Genomic DNA, 17396 nt, shown 5'->3' on the forward strand with positions numbered 1-17396 from the left:
TTTCTTAATTTTTCATAATCTAAAAACTTATTTGATTTAAGATAGTTGGCAAAATATTTAAAGAAGTTATGATCAAAAATCTAGTTTTGTTTTCTAAGTCTTTAATTAAATAAAATTTTAGATCAATGTTTTTTAATTTTTTTAAAAACATTTCTAAGTTATGAAAATTTATTTCAAAAATTAAAAAATATTTTTTGTTAAGCAAATTGTTTTTTGTTGCATATTCTAAAAAGTCGATAATAAAATCATTTTCATGGCTTTTATAAAAAAAAGCGTTTTTGGGTTCATTTTTAGAAAAATTACAAATATCTTCATTTTTTTTTAAATATGGGGGATTTGAAACTAAAAAAGTAATTTTTTTTTTGAATTTAAAGGCGTTACAAAATATTTTTATTTTTTTATTTTTTAGGTGTTTAATATTTTTTTTAATACATTTTCTTGCAACAAAACTTTTTTCTACAAAAAAAATTTCTTCAAAGAAGTTTGCAAGTGATACTCCAATTACTCCAGTCCCGCTGCAAAGATCAATTAATGGATATGCTTTGAAAAAGGGATAGTATGTTAAAAATTTTTTGACAATTACTACTAATTGCTCTGTTTCTGGACGTGGGACAAAAACTTTTTTTTTAATATAAAAAGTTTTGTCTAAAAAAAAACATTTGCAAAAAAAGTATTGGTAGGGAATATTTTTTTCACAATATGATTTAATTAGTTTTTTTGCTTTATGTTCAGAGAAGTTAATTTTTTTATTTAAGATTAAAAAAATATCTGAATAATTAGTAACTTTTGTCAATAAAAATAAAAATAAGTGTGATAAATTTTGGTTTAATTTTTTTTCTTCTAGCTTTTTTTGAAAAAATAATAAAACATCGTTATTGGTCACCAAAAAGGGCTTTTTTTTCATAAATTTCATTTAGTTGATCAATAAATTCATCCAAATTTCCATTCATTATTTCATCAAGTCGATTTAAAGATACATTAAATCTGTGATCAATAACTTGATTTCTTGCAAAATTATAAGTTCTGATTTTATCAGATCTTTTTCCAAGTTTTATTTGAACTTTTCTTATTTTATAAATTTCTTGTTCTTGTTTCTCTAATTCATTAAAATAAATTTTTGATTCTAAAACTTTTAAAGCTCTTCTTTTGTTTTCGTGTTGACTTCTCTCATCTTGACTTGTTACCACAGTATTTGTAGGAATATGTGTTATTCTTACGGCAGAATCGGTAGTATTTACGTGTTGGCCACCAGCACCAGATGCTCTATATGTGTCAATTTTTAAATCACTTGGGTTAATTTTTATTTTTATTTCATTTATTTCTGGCAAAATTGCAACTGTTGCTGTTGAAGTATGAACTCTACCTTTTGATTCAGTCTTAGGAATTCTTTGAACCCTATGTACCCCTGATTCAAATTTCATTCTTTTGTAAACATTTTTTCCTTTTATGGTGAAAAAAGCATGAGAAATGCCATCATTTTCTTTAGATACTTCAATAATTTCTACTTTTCAGTGATTTTTATTGGCGTAATTTAAATACATTTCAAACAAGTCATTTGCAAAAATATTTGCCTCATCACCACCAGTAGCGCCGCGAATTTCTACAATAACATTTTTATAATCATCCTCATTTATTTTTGATAAAAATAAATTTTTAATATCTGATAAAAAATTATTAAAAGAAGTTACAACTTCATTTTTTTCTTTTTTTAATAAATCAGAAAACTCTGTAGATGTTTCTTGTTCAATTTCTTGTTCGTAATTTTTAATTAAATTTTTTAAATGTAAAAATTTATGGTAAGCGTCCTCAAATGGTAACAAAAGAGACTGTTTCTTTAGTAAATCAATTTTTAAAGAAATGTTTTGCTTTTCATCAAATAAATCAAGTTCTTTAGTTAAAGATAGATATTCTTGATGTTTTTCTTCTAATTTTTTAAAAATATCTTTTTCCATTAACAAAAAAAATTATTTTTGATATTTTTTGTTAAATTGCTCAACTCTACCAAAAACACGTTCATATTTTTTTTCTCCAATATAAAATGGGTGGCAATGGGAGCAAGTATCAGTTTTTATTTCTTTTTTGGTACTAAAAATTTCATACTCTGTACCGCAAGTAGAACATTTAATTTTAAAAAAATTTCTTTGTGGGTGAATTTTTTTTTTCATATATTATCCCTTATTATTACTTCCAAATAAATTAATTTTATGTAAAAGAACTTTTTTCATTGGAATTATTCCATCTTCAAAAATGATTCTTGGATCATACCCTTTGGGTAATAGATGTTTGTTTTGATCAAAATATCCTTTTATACCATAGCAAAATGCATCTAAAAGCTCAGTGCTAACATTAATTTTTGATTCACCATAGCTAATAGATTTTTTAATCATATCGTCTGGAATCCCGCTTCCGCCATGTAGAACTAAAGGAACATTAATTTTTTCTTTAAGTTCTGCCATCTTTTCAAAGCCTAAATGAGGTTGTCCTTTGTAATGCCCGTGAACGCTACCAAGCGATGCAGCCAAAATATCAACACATCCTTCTTCTACAAGTCTTTTGCAATGATCAATTTTTGCATACATAACTTCACCAACAACACCATCTTCTTCACCACCAACAACACCAACTTCGCCCTCTAAAGAAATATCGTATTGTTTACAAATATCAGATATTTTTTTAGTATTACGAACATTTTCATCAATTGGTAAGCTACTACCATCATACATAATTGAAGAAAAACCAGCATTGATTGCTTTTATACAAGCATCATGTGTTGGGCCGTGATCTAGATTTGTAGCAACCGGTATAGTAATATTAAATCCTTTGATTAAAGAATTAACCATATTAACCACTGATTCGTATCCACCCATATATTTGATAGCACTAACACTAAAACCTAAAATTACTGGTGAATTTGCCTCTTGACAAGTTAGCAAAATTGTTTTTGCTCAAACCAAATTTAAAACATTAAATTGTGGTACAGCATAGCCATTTTCGAAAGCTTTTTTTACTAATTTTCCAGCAGGTAATAAATTATTTATATTAAAATTTTTATACATTAAAAGAATTAAACCTCTCCTTAGCTAATTTTAGCAACTTTTTGAATAAATTTTAAAAATAATGGCGCAGGATTGTCAAAAGTTTGGTTGAATTCTGGATGAAATTGACATCCAATGTAAAAGGGATGTGTTTTTAATTCCATAATTTCTACTAATTTGCTTTGAGAACAAACCCCAGAAACAATAAATCCAAATTTTTCAAATTTATCCAAAAATTTTTCATTTACTTCGTATCGATGACGATGTCTTTCAAAAATCAAATTTTTTTTGTAAATATCAAAAGTTAGTGTATTTTTTTTTAAGATGCATTGATAATTGCCAAGTCTTAAAGTTCCACCAAGATTGTCAGAGGTTTTTTTCCCTTTAACAAGATGAATTACTTTGTTTTTTGTAGATGGAGCGATTTCTTCTGTATTTGCGTCCTTTAAATTTAGCACGTTTCTTGCAAATTCTACAAGACATGTATGTAAACCATAGCAAATTCCTAAAAATGGAATGTTATTTTCTCTTGCATATTTACAAGCCAATATTTTTCCTTCAAATCCATTTTCCCCAAAACCTCCAGGAACAATAATACCTTCAGCATTTTTTAAAACTTCTTGATAATTGTCTTGAAATAATTTTTTAGCATTAATAAAAGTAATTTTATAATTAATATTTTCTTTAATGGCTGCAAATTTGATCGCATAAATTAAGGAAATATATGAATCTTCAATATCTGTATATTTACAAATTAAAAAAATATTTTTTTTATCTTTTTGTAACAAAATCTCGTGGCACTTTTGATTAAAAACTTTTAGTTTATTAATATTCAATGAAATTTGTTCTTCAATATTGAAAAATTTTAAAATCATTGATAAAAAATTTTGTATTAATAGGTGCTCTGGTAGTAAAAAAATATTGTCTAAATCTAAAATTTCAAAAACATAATCTTCATTAATATTTCCAAACAATGCAAGTTTTTTTTTGTCTTCAACTTTTAATTTTAAACTTGAACGAATAAATAAAATATTTGGCTGAATTCCGGCCATATTTAACATTTTTATAGCATTTTGTGCTGGTTTTGTTTTTATTTGATTTACTGATGTTAATAATGGCGTTCAAACTAGTTGGCAAACACAAATTTTAAACTTTTTTTTAATAATTAATTGACGAAGTGCTTCTAAAAATGGCTCCATTTCAATATCACCGGTTGTTCCACCAATTTCAATAACAACAAAGTCGTATTTTTTATTATCTTTTTCAATAAAATTAATAATTTCATTGGTAATGTGGGGAATAGTTTGAATTGTATTGCCGTGAAATTGTCCTTGTCTTTCAGAAAAAATAAGATTTTGATAAATTTTTCCAGAAGTTATATTTGAATTAATGTTTGATAAAATACCCGTAAGTCTTTCATATGTTCCTAAATCTTGATCGGTCTCGATTCCATCGTGAGTCACAAAAACTTCTCCATGTTGGGATGGATTCATTGTTCCTGGATCAACATTCAAATAAGGATCTAGTTTTTTAATAAAAACATTCTTATTCATACTCTTTAAAAGATATGCAATTGATGCCGTAATTTGGCCTTTACCCAAAGATGAGCAAACACCACCAACAACAAAAATATAATAAGGTTCTTTTAAGTTCATCCTAAAAAATAATTATTTTAAGAGTCTTCTTCTTCGTCATCATCAATTCCAATTGGTAAATCTTCATCGATTTTATCTTCTTTTTCTGGGTTTTTTTCTAAAGTTTCATCAACTTTTGCTGATTCTGATTCATTTAATTCAGAATCTTTTTCAATTTTCATTGTTTCATCATTAAATTTTTTAATTGTCTGATACTTATAAAATTTTCTTAGAGCTCATTCATTTTTTCCAACTAATAAAAAATCCTTTAAAATCATAACTTTGTAATAAACATCGCTCATTAAGTCAACGTTTTTTTCATCAATTTTTAAATTTTTACAAGCCTCTTCAAAAAGTTCATAAAAATTAATTGGTTCTTTTTTTTCCTCTAAAATGTTTTTGAATTCTTCAATAATTTTATCTAATATGTTGTTTTCCATAATGTAATACTTTCAATTAATAGTCTTATTTTATTTTAAAAATCAAAAAAATGTAATTTAGCGATAATCGCTGTTAGTAATTGTGCCTTTAATAATAACATAATCGCACTCTTTTAGTGATGATAGATCTTTACCTCCGCTATAAGAAATTGAGGACTGTAAGTCTTCTTTAATTTCTCGATAGGTATCTTTAATAGAACCCTTATATAAAACCAAAATTTTTTTTCCTTCAATATTTGAATTATTATTTTTATTAAAAATACTTGCAGATCCATAATATTCTTTGTATTTTTTTCCATTAATTTCGACTGTTTTTGCATCAGCGCATTCGTCATGGCCTGCCAATAAATTACCACACATCACCATGGTTGCACCAAACGCTAGTGATTTTGTAATATCACCATTGCATCTAACACCACCATCCAAAATTAAAGGAATGTTTAGTTTTTTTGCTACTTCAGAGACATCTTTTAAAGCATTTAATTGTCATCCACCAGTTCCAAACCCAGTTTTTAATTTTGTAATGCAAACTTTGCCTGGCCCAATCCCGAATTTTATTGCATTTGCCCCTCATTTTGACAAGTCTTTAATTGCTTCGATGGTCATTACATTACCAGCAATAATAAAAGGTTTTTTTTTAAGTGATGCAAAAGTATTTTTAACAAATAATAACATTTTTTCCATAGCTTTGCTATGACCATGGGCAATGTCAATGGTAATAAAATCTGGAATAAGATCGCTTTTTATTAATTCAATCAAAAAATTTTCATCAGTTTTTTTTACCCCAATGCTGATTGAGATATAAAGGTTCAATCTTTTCATTTCCTTACAAAATTCAATTTGATCGTCAAAAAATCGGTGCATAATGTAAAAATAATTATTTTGTGCCAGCCAAATACACAAATTTTTAGAGATTATCGTACTCATATTGGCAGGAATAATTGGCAAATCAAATTTAAAATCAGACAGTTTTACTGAAGTATCACATTCTTTTCTTGATTTTACAATGCATTTTCTTGCAACTAAATTTATATCTTCAAAATCAAATTTTATTTTTTTTTTCATGGTTTACATTTTTTCGATTGGTTTTATAGAAATTATTTCAAAAATTTTTTCTAAAATTTTTTTAATAAAAAGCACTAAAGATAATTTTATTTCGGTTTTGATTTTATTATCTGAAATTATTTTTTCACTTTCATAATACTTATGAAATCTTTTTACAAGTTCTAGTAAAAACTTATAAATATTATGGGGTTCGTTTTGATCAATTAGAAGCAAAAGATGAATTCTAAATGACAATGCAAATTTGAATAAATTTATTTCTTTGTCACTTAAATGATAGAAAAATAATTTTTTTTCATTTTTGAGTAAATGTTTTGATAAAAGTCCGTTGATTCTTGCAAAAACATATTGGCAGTAGTAATAGCTATTGCTTTTTTCCATTTGTTGGATCTTTTCTAAGTCTAGGGTTAAGGGACTGTTTTTTGTATAAGAAATTAAAAAAAATCGAATTTTTTCTGCCCCTATATCATCAATAAATTCTTCCAAGTCAATTGCAGTTCCCTCTCTTTTTGACATTTTTTTGGTTGTGTCTTTTGATGCAACATTAATAATTTGTAATGGTATTAATTCTCAATTTTTATTGTTAATTTTTAACAATGAAAGGGTGTATTTTAGTCTTGTAATGTAGTCGATGTGATCTGCTCCCAAAATAATAATAATTTTTTTATATTTTTGCAAAAATCTTTCATACTGACAGCAAATATCACCAATTAAATAAGAATTTTTGTCATTTTGTTTAATTAAAACTCGATCTTCATAGTCAAAATTTTCAAAAAATTTTAACCAAATAGCGCCGTCTTTTTCATAAATTAAATTATTTTTTCAAAAATAATCAATAATTTTGCTTTTGTGACAAGTTAAAACTTCACTTTCATAAGTAAAGGTTTCAAAAGAAATGGAAATTTTTTTTAAAACGTAAATAAACTTTTCCAAAATTTCCAAAACAACAATTTGTCTTAATTTTTCTTTTGATAAATTATTTCATGATTTTTTTTGATACTTATTTTTAAGAATGTCTAAATAAGGGCCTTCATATGGCAAAACATCTAAACTATTTGCGGCTTTTTTTTCTAATGATTCAATTAAAATATCAATTTGTTTCCCAGAATCATTAACATAATAATTATTTTTTGCATTAAATCCAAAAAATAAGTAAGTTTTAAAAAGAACATCTCCAAATACCCCATTTCTTCCGTGCCCTAGATGCAACTTTCCGGTCGGATTTGCAGAAACATATTCAACCAAAACTTTTTTGTTTTTGTACTTTAAATTTTTTAAAAAAATATTTTTAAAAAAAATTTCTTGAAGTGAAAGCGAATAAAAAAAGTTTAAAAATCCTTTGTTAAATAATATTTTTTCAAAAAAATTATTTTTTTGTAAAATTTGAATTAATTTTTCTAGGTTATTATTTACGAGTAGATGCGGATATTTTAAAAAAATATTGCAACAAATATCGCCATTTTCAATGTTTTTTGGGAGTAAAAAATTAAAAATTAATGGTTTTTTGGTAATTTTTGAATTAATAAAAAAATTATTAATTACCTCTTTTGTGATTTCTAAAATGTCTTCTAAATTTAAATTACTAATTTTCATAAAAAAATAGATAGTTAAGTTGGATTTTCTTAGTCAAAAGTTTTGAAAGATTTGAAACTTCAAAAAAGTCTCTTGCTTTATCATTTTCTAAAATTTTTATTGAAGTAGTTTTTTCGTTAATAATGCTTAATTGAAATTGTCTAACTCCAAAAAAATATTCGAGGTTATAATTATTTTTTTGGAAAGTGGCTTTTATTTTTTCAATAAGATGAAAATTTTTTTCGTTAATGCTAATTACTTTGAAAAAATTTCGATATCAAAATCCTTGGGATAGTTTCTGTAAAACATCATCTTTCTCTTCAACTAGTTTGTAAATATCAGATCAAATGTTAAAGTCATTTAATTTTAAGAATAGTTTTAAATCAAATTCTTCTTTTACAAAAAATATTAAATAAAAATAATTATTTTTAAAAACAAAGTTATTTTTATATAAAAAAATGTATCTTTCAATAGTTTTGCAAAGTAAAAAATCATATCCAGACACTTTCATATGGCAATAAACAGCATTGTACATGTGGTATCTGCAAATTAAGTAATTTTCGATGGCAGAAATGGCATTTTTATTAAAATATAGCAAATTGTTTTTTAGTTCCATACTACTAATTAGTCATTTAGCATCAAAATCTCCATATTTTGCTCCAGAAAAATAACAATCTCTTAATAAATAATCAATTCTGTCGATATCAATGTCTGATGATAATAAGTCTACGATTCATTTATCTGAATATTTTTTATCAAAAACTTCAATAATTTCTTTAATTAGAGAAATATTTAATTTTTTTTCGTATTTTTTTAGAACTTTATTAACTTCACTCACAGGATCTAAAATAATTTTTTTGGTAATTTCTTCGTGTAAAAATTTATTTTTGCTAATGTATTCAAAGGTATGAGAAAATGGACCGTGTCCTACATCGTGCAAAATTGCACAAGAAAGAAAAAGATAATAGTTTTGATTTTTTTCTTTATTAAAAAATTTTTTTCAAATTTTTGAAGCTAAGGAAAATACCCCAACACTATGGCAAAATCTATTGTGGACTGCACTAGGATAAACAAATTCTGCCATTCCTAATTGTTTAATAAATCTCATTCTTTGAATTTCTTTCGTTGAAAGAAGTTCCAAAAAAATTTCGTCTTCAATTTTAATAATATTGTGGATTGGATCTTTAATGGTCATTTTTAAAGGTTCGAAAATTATTTATAATTCTTTTTTTTATTTTATCTAAAGAAAAAAAGAAAAAAATAAATTTCAGTTCTGGTCCTTTAGTTGTTTTTGTAATTAAAAGCCGAATAGTAAAGAAGAGATTTTTGTTTTTTAAAATTTTTTTTTCTTTAGACAAAAAATTTATTAATTCATCATATGAAAAAGCGTCTTTCTCTAATACATATTCGTAAATTAATTTAGCAATATGAAAATTATCTTTTAAAAATTGGATGTTTTCTGGTAAAAAAGGATTTGATTCTTCAAGTCATTCTAATTTTTGATCAAGTTCTTTTGCAATTTGAAGTTCATTTTTATAATATTTTGCAATTTTTCCCCCGTCTTCTTGATTAAGAAGGGAAAATTTTTTACTAAAAGTTTTTAAATAATTATAATATTCTTCATCATTTAGCTTTTGTAAGTGAGAAAAATTAAAAAATAAAAGTTTTGTGTCATCAAAAAAAGATGGTGATTTTGAAATATTTTTTCCATCAAATGCTTTTATCAACTCATCCAAAACAAAGACTTCTGAGTCTTTTTGCAAGGGAAATCAGCCAAGTAGTGCTAAAAAATTAATAATTGCCTCTGGCAAATAACCCTCATTTAAATAATCTGATAAAAATTGTTTGGTCTCTTTATTTCTTTTAGAAAGTTTTTTTCCATATTTGTCAACAATAACTGAAAAGTGACAATAAGAAATTTCTGGATATTTTAAAAATTTTTGAATAATGATTTGTTTGGGAGTATTCGCAATGTGTTCTTGACCACGAAAAACATGGGTAATTCCCATTAAAAAATCATCAATTACACAAGCAAAGTTGTAAGTTGGATGCCCATTTTCCTTAATAATGACAAAATCATCTAAATCGTTAGTATTAACAGTGATTTCTGAAAAATTTAAGTCAAAAAATTTTATATCTAGATTTTTTTCTCTTTTAATTCTGATGGTAAAAGAACTTTTTTTTGAAAATTTTTCTTGATCTTCTATCGAAAAATTTCTGCATTTTTCATTGTATTTTGGGGATTTAATCCCATTTTTTGCTTGTAAATTTCTACTATCTTCAAGTTCTTGTTTTGTACAAAAACACTTATATGCAAGTCCTTTATCAATTAAATCTAAAGCAATTTTTTGATATAATTTTAAATTTTTGGATTGGGTATAAATGGTGTTGTCTTCAAAAAAATTGTCTCACTTTAAATTTAATTTATTTAAATGTTCAATTTCTTTGTAAAAATCTTTAATATTTCTTTCAATATCGGTATCTTCAATTCTTAAAAAAAGTTTTCCGTTGTAGTGTTTTGCATACAAATAATTGAACAAAAAGGTTCTAACTCCACCAATATGTAGTTTACCTGTAGGACTTGGGGCAAATCGTAATCTTATTTCTTTTTTCATTTAAATACTTCTAATATCATATTTTATAAATCTACAAAGATTTGAAACTGCAGTTGCAAGTTCTAAGTTTGAAAAAATAGGAATATTTTTTAAAATTGCAAAATGTTTTATTTTTTCAAAATCAATATGTGAATTTGAGGAAAAATCACTAATATTTATAATAAAACTTAATTCATTTTTGTTTATCAAATTAATAATTTTTTTAGAATACCCAATTTTTTTTACAGAAGTTGCTTCAATTTTATTTTCTTTTAAAAATTTTGCCGTTCCATCAGTTGCATAAATTTGATAATTCACTTCAGAAAAATTTTTTATGGCTTTTAAAAATAAGTCGTTTCTTTGATTTTTTTTGCAAGTTACATAAATTGTATGTTTTTTTAAAATATCATAGCCTGCAGCCAAAAGCGACTTGTAAAGGGCTTTGGAAAAATCGGTATCAATTCCAATTGCCTCTCCGGTAGACTTCATTTCTGGACCCAGAGAAGTATTTACCGAACTTTTTAATTTGCTAAAACTAAATACTGGTGATTTTATAAAAAATTTATTGTTATTGTTTTCAAAATAATTAATTCCATCTTTAAAGTCCATGTTGTCTTTTCCAAGAATAAAGTTTGTAGCCGCTTCCGGTAAGTTAAATTTGCTAACTTTTGAAATAAATGATGTTGTTCTGCTACTTCGAAGGTTTACCTCAATCACATAAATTTTATTTTTGGCAATAATTAATTGAATATTAAAAAAACCAATAACATTTAGGGCGTCTACAATTTTCTTAACCACACTTAAAATTTTACTTTTTATGTCTTTGGAAATATTAATTGAAGGAAAAACAATTGTTGAATCACCACTATGAATTCCAGCTTTTTCAATGTGTTCAATAATACCGGGAATAATAATTTTTTGTTTTGAAACGGCAGCATCAATCTCAACTTCAATACCATCAATAAATTTGTCAATATATACAGGATAATCAAACTTTGTCGTTTTTAATTTTAATTTTAATTCTTCAATTGAGGTAATAATTTCCATATTTTTGCCGCCAATTACATAACTGGGGCGAAAAAGAAGACAGTAATTCAACTTTTTTGCATTTTCAAAAAGTTCTTCTTCGTTTTTACAAAGAAAGTGCTTTGGAAAATTAATTTTTAATTTTTTCATTAATTTTGCAAATTTTGTCCGATTTTCTGATATGTCGAAAGATTCTATTGATGTTCCAGAAATATTTAAATGGTCGTCTTTTATTTTTGTTACCAAATTAATGGCTGTCTGCCCACCACATTGTAAAATTATTTTGTCTGGTTTTTCTAAGTGAATTAAGTTTTTAAAATCTTCATAAGTAATCGGATCAAAATAGAGTTTATCACTAATCATGCTATCAGTAGATACTGTTTCTGGGTTACAGTTTAAAATAATTGTTTCGTAATTGCTTTTTTTACAAGCAAAAGAACAATGAACAGTTGAAAAATCGAATTCAATTCCTTGGCCAATGCTAATTGCGCCACTTCCAACAATAAGAACTTTTTTCTTATCAGAAACAACACTGTCGTTTTTTTCTGAGTATGTAGAAAAAAGATAGTTAGAAAGAGAAAAAAATTCAGCGCTTGAAGAATCAATATTTTTATAAACTGGAAAAATATTATTTTTTTCTCTAATTTTAAAAATTTCTTTTTCTGAAGTATCTCAAATTTTTGCAATTCCAAAGTCAGAAAATCCAATTTTTTTTGCATATCTTAGGGTTTTTAGACAATTTTTATTTTCTTTTAGCAACTTCTCTGTTAAAAAAATTTTTTTCCATTGATAAATAAAAAAAGGGTCAATTTTTGTTATTTTTGAAAGTTGATTTAAGCTTACTTCTCTTCTAATTAACTCATAAATTTGATAAAATCAATATCCGTTAGCATTTTTAATCAAACCTAAAAGCTTAGTTGTTTTTTCGTTTTTTAAATTTTTTTGTCAAATAAATTCTGTGTTATAAATAATACTTCGAATTCCTTTTAAAAAAGCTTCGGTAAATGATCTTCCGATTGCCATAACTTCGCCAGTAGATTGCATTTGTGTTGAGATATGATAGTTTTTTTGTTTAAATTTATCAAAAGGAAATTTTGGAATTTTTACAACAATATAGTCAAGTGATGGCTCGAATGAAGCTTTAATATTTTTATTAGTTTTGTTAATACAAATTTCTGAAAGTGTTTTGCCAGATGCAATTTTTGCACAAACAAAAGCAATTGGATACCCAGATGCCTTGCTCGCCAAAGCACTACTTCTAGATACCCTTGGATTTACTTCAATAATAAAATAATCGTTTTTTTCTGCACAAAATGCAAATTGAACGTTGCATCCACCAATTATATTCAAATGATTTGCAATTTTAATGGCGCTTGTTCTTAGTGCTTGAAGTTGTGCGTTTGAGAGGGTTAAAACAGGACATACAACCATTGAGTCGCCGGTATGAATGCCGCAGGGATCGATGTTCTCTAATGAACAAACAGCAATTGTAGATCCATTGTGGTCTCTTACAACCTCGAATTCAATTTCTTTGTAGCCATAAATTGATTTTTCAATAATGCATTCTTGAAATTTTGATTGACTTAAGGCGTTTTCTAAAATTATTTTTAATTCTTGATAGTTTTTGGCAATACCACCACCAGTTCCAGCAAGAGTAAATGATGGTCTTACAACAATTGGAAATCCGAAAGCTTTCACATATTCATTAACATCAGAAAAATCTTTTACTTTAAGATAAGGTAAGGTCTGTTCGTTAATTTCTGCAATTTTTTTTGCAAATAAATCCCTATCCTCTGACATGATAATGCTATCTAATGAGGTGCCTAGTGTTTCCGTTTTATATTTTTTTAAAACATTTTTTTTGTAAAGTTCAACAACCAAATTTAAAGTTGTTTGTCCGCCAAATGTAGGAAGAATTGCGTCTGGCTTCTCTTTGCCAATAATTCATTTAACAAAATTATATTCTAATGGTTCCATGTAAATTTTATCGGCAACTTTTTTATCTGTCATAATCGTTGCAGGATTTGGATTTACTAAAATTACTTCATATCCCTCTTCTTTTAAGGCCATACATGCCTGGGTTCCACTATAGTCAAATTCTGCTGCCTGACCAATAATAATTGGCCCACTACCCAAAATTAAAACTTTTTTTTTAAATTTTTTTTTACTCATTTTGGAAATAGTTAAAAAATTTTTTAAAAATTCAATCCATGTCTTTTGGCCCTGGATTCGCCTCTGGGTGAAATTGAACACAAAAAATTTTGTGATTCTTAGATTTTATTCCCTCGATTGAATTATCAAACCCAGAACGAAAAATAATTTCAATATCGTTAATTTTTTTGTCGTCTATGAGAACATAATCGTGATTTTGGGAAGTAATAAAAATTTTATTATTGTTATCGATAATTGGATGATTAACTCCATGATGACCAAATTTTAATTTTTCAATCTTAAATCCGAGAGCAAGTCCAATAATTTGAAGTCCAAGGCAAATTCCAAAGACAAAATATTTTTGGGCAATTGCTTTTTTTATTTGTTCAATTAAATAAACTAATTCCCTTGGATCGCCAGGTCCATTGCTTAAAAAAATTAAATCTGGGTTAATTTTTTTAATTTCACTAAAAGAAAAATTTCAAGAAACAACAAATAACTCGTAATTTTTTTTAATAAAATGATCTAAAATACTTTTTTTGGTGCCTAAATCGTAAAATAATACTTTTTTCTTGTTTTTTAAATGTTCTTTTTTATAAAAAAATGTTATTTTTTTAACTTTTAAATCTTTTACATGATTTTTAAAAGTCATTTTATTTAATTTTTTAATGACTTCTTCGGTGCTTGTTTCTTCAAAAGTAATACAACATTTTTTTGATCCATTTTCTCTTAAATATTCTGTTAATGCTCTTGTATCAACGCCAAATACACCGCAACAATTTTTTTTTTTTAAAAATTGTTCGAAGCTTTGATCAAAATTATTAAAAAAATCATTTTCAATATATTTATCAACAATTAATCCAGATAAATAAATTTTGTCAGATTCGTTTTCTAGCATGTTAACCCCATAAATTCCAATTTCTGGGAAGGTTAAAACAATAATTTGCTTAAAGTAACTTGGGTCTGTTAATATTTCTTGATATCCAGACATTGCCGTTGAAAAAACTAAATCACCAAAAGATTCTTTTGTTTTTCCAAAAAAAAAACCAAAAAATACTTTCCCGTCTTCTAAAACTATTTTTGCTTTTTTTTGGGTGTTATTATTTTGTCTTTGAAGATTATAAACTTGCATCATCCAGTTAAATATTTATTTAAAAATAAAGTGTTTTTGCCCTTACTATAAAGATTTTCTGCGGTCACTTTTTTATATAATTTTATATCAAAAACTGATATTTTGGCAATTTTACCAAGAGAAATATTATGTTCTAAATCAAAAAATAATTTAAAGGGCTCGATGGTAATTTTTTTGATTAAATTTTCTAGAGGAATTTTTTTCTTTAGGTAAATTATTGAATAAATTACTGGAAAAAGTAATTCACAAGAGGTAATCCCATACATTGCTTTAGAAAAATGACATTCTTTTTCTTCTTTTGTGTGGGGTGCATGATCTGAGACAATAATATTAATTAAGTTTTTCTTTACCCCATTCAATAACTTTTTTTGCCCATAATAAGTTGGAATCGGAGGATTAACTTTATAAATTCCCAGAGTATTGTTAATTATTTTGTTATTTAGTGCTAAATGATTAAAAGTCACCTCGCAAGATAAATTTTTTAAAAATTTTTTACCATTTTCAATAATATTTAAAGATTTTGCCGTTGATAAATGTTGAAAATGCATTTTACAATCAATATTTTTATTTAATAAAATGTCCCTTTCAATCATTTTTCATTCGTATGAATCTTTTAAGGTACCAATTCCATTTTTTTTTAAAAATTTATTGTTGTAATAGCAACTTTCATCTGACTTTTTTCGATTCTCTTCGTGTAATAAAAGAAAAATATTATGCTTTTTTGCCATTTTAATGGCACTTTTCATGACATTATTCTCTATCAGAGGGGCTCCGTCATCCGAAAAAAAACTGGTTTTTTTTTTTAATTGTTCAAAATTTGTTAGGGTTTGAACACCATTTTTATATAAAGTAATATTAGCAACTTGATGGATTTTAACAATTTTATTCGTAAGGATTTTTTCAATCTCTTGAAAATTTTCAATGGTTTCTGGCCTTGGGCTTGTATTTCCCATGGCAATGACATCAAGGATACCTCCATTAACACAACATTCTACGAATGAATCAACATTTTCTTTATATTCAAATCCAGGATTTCTTGTATGAACATGCCCATCAATTAGTGATGGGGTGATTAAAAAATCAGAGCAATCGATTGAAAAGTATTCTTCTAATTTTTCATCTAAACTAGTTTTTCTTAAAAAAATGTCAATAATGTAGCCATTCTTTATTAAAATTGATCTTTTTTGAATTTTATTTTTAAAAAAAACTTTGGCATTTTTTAATAAAATTTTATCTTTTATTAAAATATTCATTTTATGTTAACTTGTTTAAACAGTATAAAAAAATGGTAATTCTTGCAAAAATTCCATTTTTAACTTGTTCTAATATTTTTATTCTTTTATCATTATCTAAAACTTTAGAAGAAATTTCGACATCTCTATTCACAGGTCCAGGGTGCAAAATTATTGCTGTATCTTTAATCTTTTTAATATTTTTTTCATTTAACCCAAAAAAATCATTGTAGTCGTTTGAAATTGATATTTTATGTCTTTCTCGTTGGACTCTTAAAAAAATAAAAACATCAATTTTTTCAATAATTTCTGATAGCTTGTAATTTTTTACTTTTAATTTGGAGATTTTTTCTTCAATTGAAACACAAAAAATGTTTGTTTTCAATCTCTTAAAAATTTTATAGTTTGATAAAAATACCCGAGAATAGTTTAAATCTCCAATAATTGCAATATTTAAGTCTTTAAAGGTTCCAAAATGTTCGTAAATTGTCATAAGATCTAAAATCGTTTGTGAAGGATGGTCAAGATTTCCATCTCCAGCATTAATAATTGAGATATCTTTAATTTTTAGTAATTCTTCATAGTATTTGTTTTTTTCAGATCTTATCACAAATAAATTAAAACCAAGCGCTTTTAGAGTTTCTGTGGTGTCAAAAAGAGATTCATTTTTTTCTATGCTAGAATTATTTTTAAAAAAATCAACCGATTTTATTCCCAACTTGTTTTCTGCAATTTTAAATGAAGTGTAAGTCCTTGTAGATGGCTCTAAAAAAATATTGGCTGCCATAAAATTGTTAAATTTATCGTTAATTTTTTGAAAATTTTTTTTTAAATCGATTGCAAAAGTAACAATTTTTAAAATTTTTTTTAATTCAATATTTTCTAAAGATAAAAAATGCATTTTTTAAAAATTTTTTGTAAATTTAATAACCTTTTTTTGAATATCTTTGTTAATAAAATTATTTTTAACTCCGTATTTTAGTAAATCTTTAATGTTTAAAAGATAAAAAAATGGTATTTTATAATTTTCAAAATTAGTAAAAGATTCAGGAATTTGATATGAAAAAACATAAAATGCCCCTTTTACAAATTCTTTTTTTTCAATAAATTCATAAGTTTTTAATAAGCTGGAACCCGTAGAACATACATCATCTATTAAAACAATATTTTTACAATTTTTTAAGTCTCCTTCAATCAGTTTGTTTTTACCATAACCTTTTGGTTCTTTTTTTCCATATCCGTGCGGTAATTTTAGAGAATGTCCAATGATAGCTGCATAAGAAATTCCAGCTGTAGCAATCCCCAAAAAATAGTCTGGTGTTGTGTTTTTTAAGATTAACTTTTTTAACTCTTTAATAATTATTTGATAAAAATCATATGAGGAAAAACATTTGCGAAGATCAATATAAATTGGAGAAATTTTTTCACTTTTTCAGATAAATGGTTTTTCAAAATTAATAACGACTAGTTTTTTTTCTCAAATTGTTTGATATATTTTTTTAATATCCTTGTTCATTC

Annotated in this window: 15 protein-coding genes; all 15 read right to left on the reverse strand. The window is 25.5% G+C overall.

The genetic code is table 4. The features are described from left to right. Nucleotides 1-19: 19 nt before the first annotated feature. Genes JTY60_RS00215 through JTY60_RS00285 form a run of 15 tightly spaced genes read right to left on the reverse strand, consistent with a single transcriptional unit; the run spans nucleotide 20 to nucleotide 17394 of the window. Complete coding sequence (locus JTY60_RS00215; RefSeq protein ID WP_434414643.1) at nucleotides 20-883, reverse strand: methyltransferase; 864 nt, start codon at nucleotides 881-883, stop codon at nucleotides 20-22. Beyond that, nucleotides 873-1952, reverse strand: coding sequence for a peptide chain release factor 1 (gene prfA / locus JTY60_RS00220; protein ID WP_434414644.1), 1080 nt, complete (start codon nucleotides 1950-1952; stop codon nucleotides 873-875). Before prfA ends, JTY60_RS00215 begins: the two co-directional genes overlap by 11 nt. 12 nt (nucleotides 1953-1964) lie before the next feature. Next, on the reverse strand, nucleotides 1965-2165 hold the full coding sequence (rpmE, locus tag JTY60_RS00225) for a 50S ribosomal protein L31 (RefSeq protein ID WP_434414645.1): 201 nt from the start codon (nucleotides 2163-2165) through the stop codon (nucleotides 1965-1967). 3 nt (nucleotides 2166-2168) lie between these two features. Beyond that, the gene (locus JTY60_RS00230; protein ID WP_434414646.1) at nucleotides 2169-3056 is read right to left on the reverse strand and encodes a class II fructose-bisphosphate aldolase; all 888 of its coding nucleotides are present in this window, start codon (nucleotides 3054-3056) and stop codon (nucleotides 2169-2171) included. Nucleotides 3057-3076: 20 nt separating this feature from the next. Then, nucleotides 3077-4690, reverse strand: coding sequence for a CTP synthase (locus JTY60_RS00235; protein WP_434414647.1), 1614 nt, complete (start codon nucleotides 4688-4690; stop codon nucleotides 3077-3079). A gap of 17 nt (nucleotides 4691-4707) precedes the next feature. Beyond that, complete coding sequence (rpoE, locus tag JTY60_RS00240; protein WP_434414648.1) at nucleotides 4708-5109, reverse strand: DNA-directed RNA polymerase subunit delta; 402 nt, start codon at nucleotides 5107-5109, stop codon at nucleotides 4708-4710. 57 nt (nucleotides 5110-5166) lie between these two features. After that, nucleotides 5167-6174, reverse strand: a complete 1008-nt coding sequence (locus JTY60_RS00245; RefSeq protein WP_434414649.1) for a GMP reductase — start codon at nucleotides 6172-6174, stop codon at nucleotides 5167-5169. Between the two features lie 3 nt (nucleotides 6175-6177). Further along, the gene (gene argS / locus JTY60_RS00250) at nucleotides 6178-7764 is read right to left on the reverse strand and encodes an arginine--tRNA ligase (RefSeq protein ID WP_434414650.1); all 1587 of its coding nucleotides are present in this window, start codon (nucleotides 7762-7764) and stop codon (nucleotides 6178-6180) included. After that, complete coding sequence (locus tag JTY60_RS00255; RefSeq protein WP_434414651.1) at nucleotides 7754-8938, reverse strand: HD domain-containing protein; 1185 nt, start codon at nucleotides 8936-8938, stop codon at nucleotides 7754-7756. Before JTY60_RS00255 ends, argS begins: the two co-directional genes overlap by 11 nt. Beyond that, nucleotides 8928-10358, reverse strand: coding sequence for a glutamate--tRNA ligase (gene gltX / locus JTY60_RS00260; protein ID WP_434414652.1), 1431 nt, complete (start codon nucleotides 10356-10358; stop codon nucleotides 8928-8930). The genes JTY60_RS00255 and gltX overlap by 11 nt, the downstream gene beginning before the upstream one ends. Beyond that, nucleotides 10359-13535: a carbamoyl-phosphate synthase large subunit gene (gene carB, locus JTY60_RS00265; RefSeq protein ID WP_434414653.1), complete on the reverse strand. Its 3177-nt coding sequence runs from the start codon at nucleotides 13533-13535 to the stop codon at nucleotides 10359-10361. Next, the gene (gene carA / locus JTY60_RS00270) at nucleotides 13528-14649 is read right to left on the reverse strand and encodes a glutamine-hydrolyzing carbamoyl-phosphate synthase small subunit (protein WP_434414654.1); all 1122 of its coding nucleotides are present in this window, start codon (nucleotides 14647-14649) and stop codon (nucleotides 13528-13530) included. The genes carB and carA overlap by 8 nt, the downstream gene beginning before the upstream one ends. Then, nucleotides 14589-15899: an amidohydrolase family protein gene (locus tag JTY60_RS00275; RefSeq protein ID WP_434414655.1), complete on the reverse strand. Its 1311-nt coding sequence runs from the start codon at nucleotides 15897-15899 to the stop codon at nucleotides 14589-14591. Before JTY60_RS00275 ends, carA begins: the two co-directional genes overlap by 61 nt. 1 nt (nucleotide 15900) lies before the next feature. Beyond that, nucleotides 15901-16779, reverse strand: a complete 879-nt coding sequence (locus tag JTY60_RS00280; RefSeq protein WP_434414656.1) for an aspartate carbamoyltransferase catalytic subunit — start codon at nucleotides 16777-16779, stop codon at nucleotides 15901-15903. Between the two features lie 3 nt (nucleotides 16780-16782). Beyond that, on the reverse strand, nucleotides 16783-17394 hold the full coding sequence (locus JTY60_RS00285) for an orotate phosphoribosyltransferase (RefSeq protein ID WP_434414657.1): 612 nt from the start codon (nucleotides 17392-17394) through the stop codon (nucleotides 16783-16785). Nucleotides 17395-17396: the final 2 nt, after the last annotated feature.

This window comes from symbiont of Argiope bruennichi, assembly GCF_051094275.1.
In the GTDB taxonomy this organism is placed as follows: domain Bacteria; phylum Bacillota_I; class Bacilli_A; order Mycoplasmatales; family SG1.